Source organism: Ruegeria sp. YKSF57 (genome assembly GCF_059612585.1).
This window is the reverse complement of sequence record NZ_JBXWQW010000094.1, coordinates 1-6533: the sequence shown is the minus strand read 5'-3', so window position 1 is coordinate 6533 and position 6533 is coordinate 1. Positions and strand designations below refer to the sequence as shown.

Annotated in this window: 6 protein-coding genes; 4 read left to right on the top strand and 2 right to left on the bottom strand. The window is 59.4% G+C overall.

Going from position 1 to position 6533, the window contains the following annotated elements:
- The 4 genes from AC2FLX_RS21725 to gatB all read left to right on the top strand — a co-directional run.
- On the top strand, positions 1-653 hold a 653-nt coding region (locus tag AC2FLX_RS21725; protein ID WP_496875553.1), incomplete at its 5' end, for an aminopeptidase N C-terminal domain-containing protein.
- A gap of 5 nt (positions 654-658) precedes the next feature.
- Entirely contained in the window at positions 659-1102 is a 444-nt protein-coding gene (locus AC2FLX_RS21720; RefSeq protein ID WP_496810352.1) for a hypothetical protein, read from the top strand.
- A 215-nt stretch (positions 1103-1317) separates the two neighbouring features.
- The gene (locus tag AC2FLX_RS21715) at positions 1318-2499 is read left to right on the top strand and encodes a hypothetical protein (protein ID WP_480749241.1); all 1182 of its coding nucleotides are present in this window, start codon (positions 1318-1320) and stop codon (positions 2497-2499) included.
- Positions 2500-2683: 184 nt separating this feature from the next.
- Complete coding sequence (gene gatB / locus AC2FLX_RS21710) at positions 2684-4195, top strand: Asp-tRNA(Asn)/Glu-tRNA(Gln) amidotransferase subunit GatB (RefSeq protein ID WP_496746395.1); 1512 nt, start codon at positions 2684-2686, stop codon at positions 4193-4195.
- Between the two features lie 598 nt (positions 4196-4793).
- Here the strand turns inward: gatB and AC2FLX_RS21705 are convergent.
- Both AC2FLX_RS21705 and AC2FLX_RS21700 read right to left on the bottom strand, forming a co-directional pair.
- A complete protein-coding gene (locus AC2FLX_RS21705) occupies positions 4794-5759 on the bottom strand; it encodes an ABC transporter ATP-binding protein (RefSeq protein ID WP_496807999.1) in 966 nt (321 codons plus the stop codon).
- A partial coding sequence (locus AC2FLX_RS21700; protein ID WP_496875552.1) for an ABC transporter ATP-binding protein occupies positions 5756-6533 on the bottom strand: 778 nt, incomplete at its 5' end. The genes AC2FLX_RS21700 and AC2FLX_RS21705, both read right to left, overlap by 4 nt.

Here is a 6533-nt window from a genome sequence, read left to right as displayed (position 1 = left end):
ATCTGCAGGACCTGCTGCCGCGCATTCACAGCCAGTCGCAAATCGATGCTCCCTATCGCCCCGATGCAGAACAGTCTGGAAAACGCGCTTTGGGGAGTGCCGCTCTGTCCCTGATTTCCCGTCTCGATGGCGGCGCTCTGGCGGCCAAGGCATACGCTAACGCAGACAACATGACCCTGCAGCTGACGTCGCTGACGCATCTTTTGAAATCCGGAAAGGGAGAGGCCGAACTGGCCGCCTTTTATGATCAGTGGAAGGACGACCGGCTGGTGATCGACAAATGGTTCGGTTTGCAGGTGTCGCTGGCCACACCGGAACAAACACCGAAAATCGCACAAAATCTCACAGAACATGCAGATTTCAATTGGAAAAACCCGAACCGATTCCGCGCTCTTTTGGGGGCTCTGGCAATGAACCACGCCGGGTTCCATCATGAAAGCGGAGCGTCCTACAGCCTGCTGGCCGACTGGCTGATCCGGCTTGACCCCGTCAATCCGCAAACCACCGCCCGCATGAGCACTGCGTTCCAGACGTGGAAACGGTACGATACCGACAGGCAAAACAAGATAAAGGCCGAATTGAACCGTGTCTACGCCACTCCAAACTTGTCGCGCGACACGAGCGAAATGGTGTCGCGTATCCTTGGGGGGTAGCTCCCTTGACCGATCCCATTGCAAACAGGTTCGAATTCATCCGCCACAACCGCACCCAACGTGCGGTCGTGATCCTTATCCTTGTCTATGGCGGACTGACCGCACTGATCATCCTGTTCAGTGCCGTATGGTGGTTGGTGGCCCTGCTGGCGCTTCCTACGCTGCCCACACTCTGGGACGTGATTGCGGATACACGGGCCGGCATGAGCCTTGACGACACCGAATTGAGTTGGTTCACCGGTCGGCGCAGCGGCAGCTTGCCACTGAGCGAGATAGAGTATTTCCGTTTTGACACTCGCTGGGATTTCTCGGTCCGTGTTTCGGCCTGTCTGGTCTCCGGCAAACGTGTTCGCCTGCCCGACGAGTCGATGCCCCCGCACCGCGAGTTCGAAGAGGCCCTCCTCAATAAGGGTATCCGCACCGAGCGTCACCACTTCCGCGTGTTCTGAAAAACTGCAAACGCGCCATTGCCCTTCCGATTTAATAACATTGCTGTGTTTGGTCGGCTGCCGGCCATGTTTCTGCCGCAATGCGAGGCCACACAATGCAGAGTTTTACGAGTGGCTTCCTGATGGACGTATCAATGTTTGAGATTGCTCAGAGATTTTCCTCTCTCCTGCCTGGTTGGCGCCGATTTGACTGCGCCTCCAAGAATGCCTTCTGGATGCTCCCTGATGAGCGCACCAGTGCGCCCGAGGAGCGCCTTTTCATTCCCGTCGCCACGCGTAGCGCCGACGATCTGATCGGGCGCGAGAACCTTGATCGCGGTCGCGACCTTGCCCGACAAGAGCTGTGGTCACAACTCGCGACAGAGATTGCCGACGCTGACGCTGCGCGTGCCAAGGCTCCCAGCTGCACTCCGATTGCAGAGCTATTGGCCTATGGCGCCAGATCGGATGTCATTCTTGCGGTCGAACACGGTCTGGCCGAAGGGGTTGCCGCCGACGATCCTTCGCTGGTCGGCGGTATAAACGATCTGGAAGTCGTGCTAAAGGAAAACGACGATAACCCGATGATCGGTCTGGTGGTCGCGCAGGCTCATATCGATGTTGCGTGGGCATGGCGCGGCACGGGATGGGAAACAACTCTCCCCCGGATCAATCGCGAACGCTGTGCCGCCCATTTCGATCGGGCACACGCGTTGCTCACCAAATGCCGCGAAGCTGCGCCCGACAGTCCCAGCGTTATGTCAGCCTGCTGTGCGCTTCTGGCTGGCCGCAGATCACCGGGTATCAGGGTTGCAGATCAATATGAAACACTGATTGCTCTGGACCCCGCCAATCACCGCCACATGCGGGCGATGGGCAACCACCTGTTGCCACGATGGTTCGGCAGCTATGACGAACTGGAACTCGAAGCGCGCCGCGCTGCATCCTATACACAGGCCCAATGGGGCGCGGGCGGATATGCATGGGTTCAGTTCGACGCCATTGCGCTGGATGAAAATGCCTGCGCCCGTGTGGATGTCGAGTTCTTTATCGACGGACTGCGCGATATCGCGCAGCGCCGCCCGGATCAGGAAATGATCAATCTGCTTGCTGCCTATTGCACCATCACCCTGCAGAATGGCCTTGGCCTTAACGAAGAAGCCGACCTTGCCCGGGTTCGCATAGCCGACGCTGCCAACTGGCTGATCCGCGAGCATCTGACCGAGTTGCATCCTTTGATCTGGGCGCATGCCGCAGACGGGTTCAACAACAGTGCGCGCATCAACTCTCCCAGCAGGTTCGCCGCTCGCGGCTATCGGCAGGCGCTGGAGGTCATCGCAACGATGTTCCGGGACGAGTTACGCGGCGGGCAGCACATCACTTTCACCCCGTCCGGCCCGCAAGTTCACGCGCAGTAGCGCGCTGCAAGTTCTTACGGGAACCCGCGATCCTTGGTTCTAACTCGCCCTTGGCGCTCTGAACCCCGGTTTTGCGGCTTCCCCCATGGCCGGGAACACACACACGGGTTTCCATTGCCCCTTGCCCCTCGCGCCTGCCGGGCCTAATACGCAAGCTCAGACTGCTGCGGAAATGAGGCGCGCCATGCTCGACCTGACCTATGAAATGCCCAAACCCAAGATCATTGCCGGTGCCAAGCACGACTGGGAACTGGTGATCGGGATGGAGGTGCACGCACAGGTTTCGTCCAATGCCAAACTGTTCTCGGGTGCATCGACCCAATTCGGGGCCGAGCCGAATTCAAACGTCTCGTTTGTCGATGCAGCGATGCCGGGAATGCTGCCGGTGATCAACGAATATTGCGTTGAACAGGCTGTGCGCACCGGGCTGGGCCTGAAGGCGGATATCAACCTGAAATCGGCCTTTGACCGCAAGAACTATTTCTATCCCGACCTGCCGCAGGGATATCAGATTTCTCAGCTTTATCAACCGATTGTGGGCGAAGGCGAAGTGTTGGTAGAGATGGGAGACGGCACCGCGCGCATGGTTCGCATCGAACGCATCCACATGGAACAGGACGCCGGCAAGTCGATCCATGACATGGACCCGCACATGTCCTTTGTCGACCTGAACCGGACCGGTGTCTGCCTGATGGAGATCGTCAGCCGCCCCGATATTCGCGGACCGGAAGAGGCCGCCGCCTATATCGCAAAGCTGCGCCAGATCATGCGTTATCTGGGAACCTGCGACGGCAACATGCAGAACGGCAACCTGCGGGCGGACGTGAACGTGTCGATCTGCCGTCCCGGTGACTACGAGAAGTATCAGGAAACACAGGATTTTTCGCATCTGGGCACGCGCTGCGAAATCAAGAACATGAACTCGATGCGGTTCATTCAGCAAGCGATTGAGGTCGAAGCCCGCCGTCAGATCGCCATCGTCGAGGCCGGTGGAACCATCGATCAGGAAACCCGGCTTTACGATCCGGACAAGGGTGAAACACGGTCGATGCGGTCCAAGGAAGAGGCGCATGACTATCGCTATTTCCCCGATCCCGACCTGCTGCCGCTGGAGATCGAGCAAGCCTGGGTGGACGACATCGCCGCCCGTCTTCCAGAGCTGCCGGACGAGAAAAAATCTCGTTTCATCAATGACTTCGGCCTTACCGACTATGACGCTTCGGTGCTGACCGCCGAGGTGGAATCGGCCGCGTATTTCGAGGAAGTTGCCAAGGGTCGCAGTGGAAAACTGGCCGCGAACTGGGTGATCAACGAGCTGTTTGGACGGCTGAAAAAGGAAGATCACGACATCACCGAAAGCCCGGTTTCCCCGGCGCAATTGGGCAGCATCATCGACCTGATCTCGTCGGACGCAATCTCGGGCAAGATCGCCAAGGACCTGTTCGAAATCGTCTATACCGAAGGCGGCGATCCTGTTGAAATCGTTGAGAAACGTGGCATGAAACAGGTCACCGACACCGGCGCCATCGAAGCCGCGCTGGACGAGATCATCGCCGCCAACCCGGCGCAGGTCGAAAAGGCCAAATCGAACCCGAAACTGGCGGGCTGGTTCGTCGGTCAGGTGATGAAGGCCACCGGCGGCAAGGCCAACCCCAAGGCGGTGAACGACCTGGTCTCGGCCAAACTGGGCCTCTGAACTGTCCGAATTGTACAGGTTCTGACAGGGGTCTTGTGCGAATTGTACACCTTGGAAGGGCACCCGATCGGGTGCCCTTTGCATGGATTTTGCAAGTAACCCGATTTCCCGACTGTTCAAGAGCGGCCCGCAATTGAAACGCGTTTCACTTCCCAAGAAATTCTTCGAAAGCTTCGCCCGCAAAACCAATTGACGGGCTTCAGCTTTGCGGGGCTTTGCTGCCCTCTGCTGCGTGTGCAGATTATTGGGCAAGTTAAAAGTCGCTACCAAGCAGACCTTTGCTGCTTGTGCGGCATGGACAGACCAATGCGGCTGTTATGCGCAAAAAGCCAACTCTGCAAAGTTTGGCCCGTTTCCCGACAGCAGCCATTCGTGTAGCGCGCGGCGAAAGCCGGGCGAGAGCCCATGATTGCTATTGCTATTTCGTGCTGCGTGCGCACGCAGCTGTGTCTTTGCTGCACGAGCAAATCAACGCTCGTTGTTCAGAAGAAAGGAATGTGGACATTCAACCCAAGAGACCCGGGTTTCCATAAGGAAACGACAATCTGGACGCCCTCAACCGCTTTGGATCGCCACGCGACCCCGAAAACCTCGTTACCTACTTTGAGTCTGCGAGGGGGTGGTAGCAGGCTGTCCACACACCATCTGACTGCTTTTCAAGACGCGGCGCTTCGCGCTCGCATAAGTCGCTGGCAAAGGCACACCGCGCCCGGAAGGCGCAGCCTTTTGGCGGGTTCAGCGGGTCTGGCAATTCGGTTTCCCGCCCCTCCGGCGCGGTCAACGGGCGTCCGACCACAGGCGCACTTTCAGCCAGAAGCTTGGTATAGGGATGCTTGGGATGCGCAAAGACCTGGTCCGCCGGGCCGACCTCGACCACCGCGCCGAAATAGAGCACCGCGACCCGGTCGCTGACCGCCTCGACCACGGCAAGGTCGTGGCTGATGAACAGATAGGTCAGACCGAATTGCTGCTTCAAATCGGCCAGCAGGTTCAGAACCTGCGCCTGCACCGACACGTCCAGCGCCGAAACGGGTTCGTCGAGGATGAGGATCCGCGCATCCGCGGCCAGTGCGCGGGCAATGCCGATCCGCTGCGCCTGCCCGCCCGAGAACTCATGCGGATAGCGATCCAGAAATTCCTCGCGCAGGTTCACTGCGGCAAAGATCTCCCGTATGCGGTCCGCACGGGCCGCCGCGGGCATGTTGTGAAGGTGCTTCAACGGCGCTTCCATGATCTGACGGATCGTCTTGCGCGGGTTGAGGCTGCTGATCGGGTCCTGGAACACATATTGGATCTTCCGCCCGAACAAGGCCGGATCGGCGTTGTCCAGTGGTTCGCCATTGATCTCGATCGTGCCGGAGCTGGGCGGCAGGAGACCGACGAGCATCCGCGCGAGCGTGGATTTTCCGCAGCCCGACTCTCCGACAATGCCAAGGGTTTCGCCTTCTTCTACCGTCAGGGACAAGGGTTGCACGGCACGCACCAGCGCCTTTGGTGGGCCGAAAAGGCGCTTGCCGACAGGAAAGACCTTGCCAAGGCTTGTCAGCTTGAGAGCAGCGGTCATTGGAGTACCTCCTGCGCGGGGAGTTCCGGGGTGATGCAACGCACAAGGCTGTCGGAGGTGTGCGGCGCAAGCGCGATGTTGCCCCGCCGACAAGCGTCGCTTGCCTTGTGGCAACGCTCTGCAAAGGCGCATCCCTCGGGCAGTTTGTCCACCACGGGGGGCAGGCCGGGAATGGCAGCCAGTTCGCGGCGTCCCTGGCCCAGTTTGGGCACACAGGCCATCAGCCGCGCCGTATAGGGGTGGGCGGGTGCGTTCAGGATAGTCTGTGTCGGGCCTTCCTCGACGATCCGGCCCGCGTACATCACCGCGACCCGGTCGCACAGCTGGGCGACCACGCCGAAGTCATGGGTGATGAAGATAATGGCCAACCCGCGTTCCCGCCGCAGGTCATCCAGCAACGACAGGATTTGCGCCTGCACGGTCACATCCAGTGCCGTGGTCGGTTCATCTGCGATGATGACCTCGGGCTCGTTGGCCAGCGCCATGGCAATCCCCACGCGCTGCCGCATGCCGCCCGACATTTCGTGCGGGTAGCTGTCGACACGCTGTTCCGCATTCGGGATACGCACTGATTTCAACAGGTTGATGGCGTGTGCGCGCGCCTTGTGCCGATCAAACGGGTGATGTGCCCGAACCGCCTCGATCAACTGGTCGCCAACAGTATAGAGCGGGTGCAGCGTGGCCAGCGGATCCTGAAAGATGTAGGCGATCCTGTCGCCCCTGAGCGACCGCAGTTTTTCATAGGGCGCGCCGATCAGATCCTCGCCCTTGTAG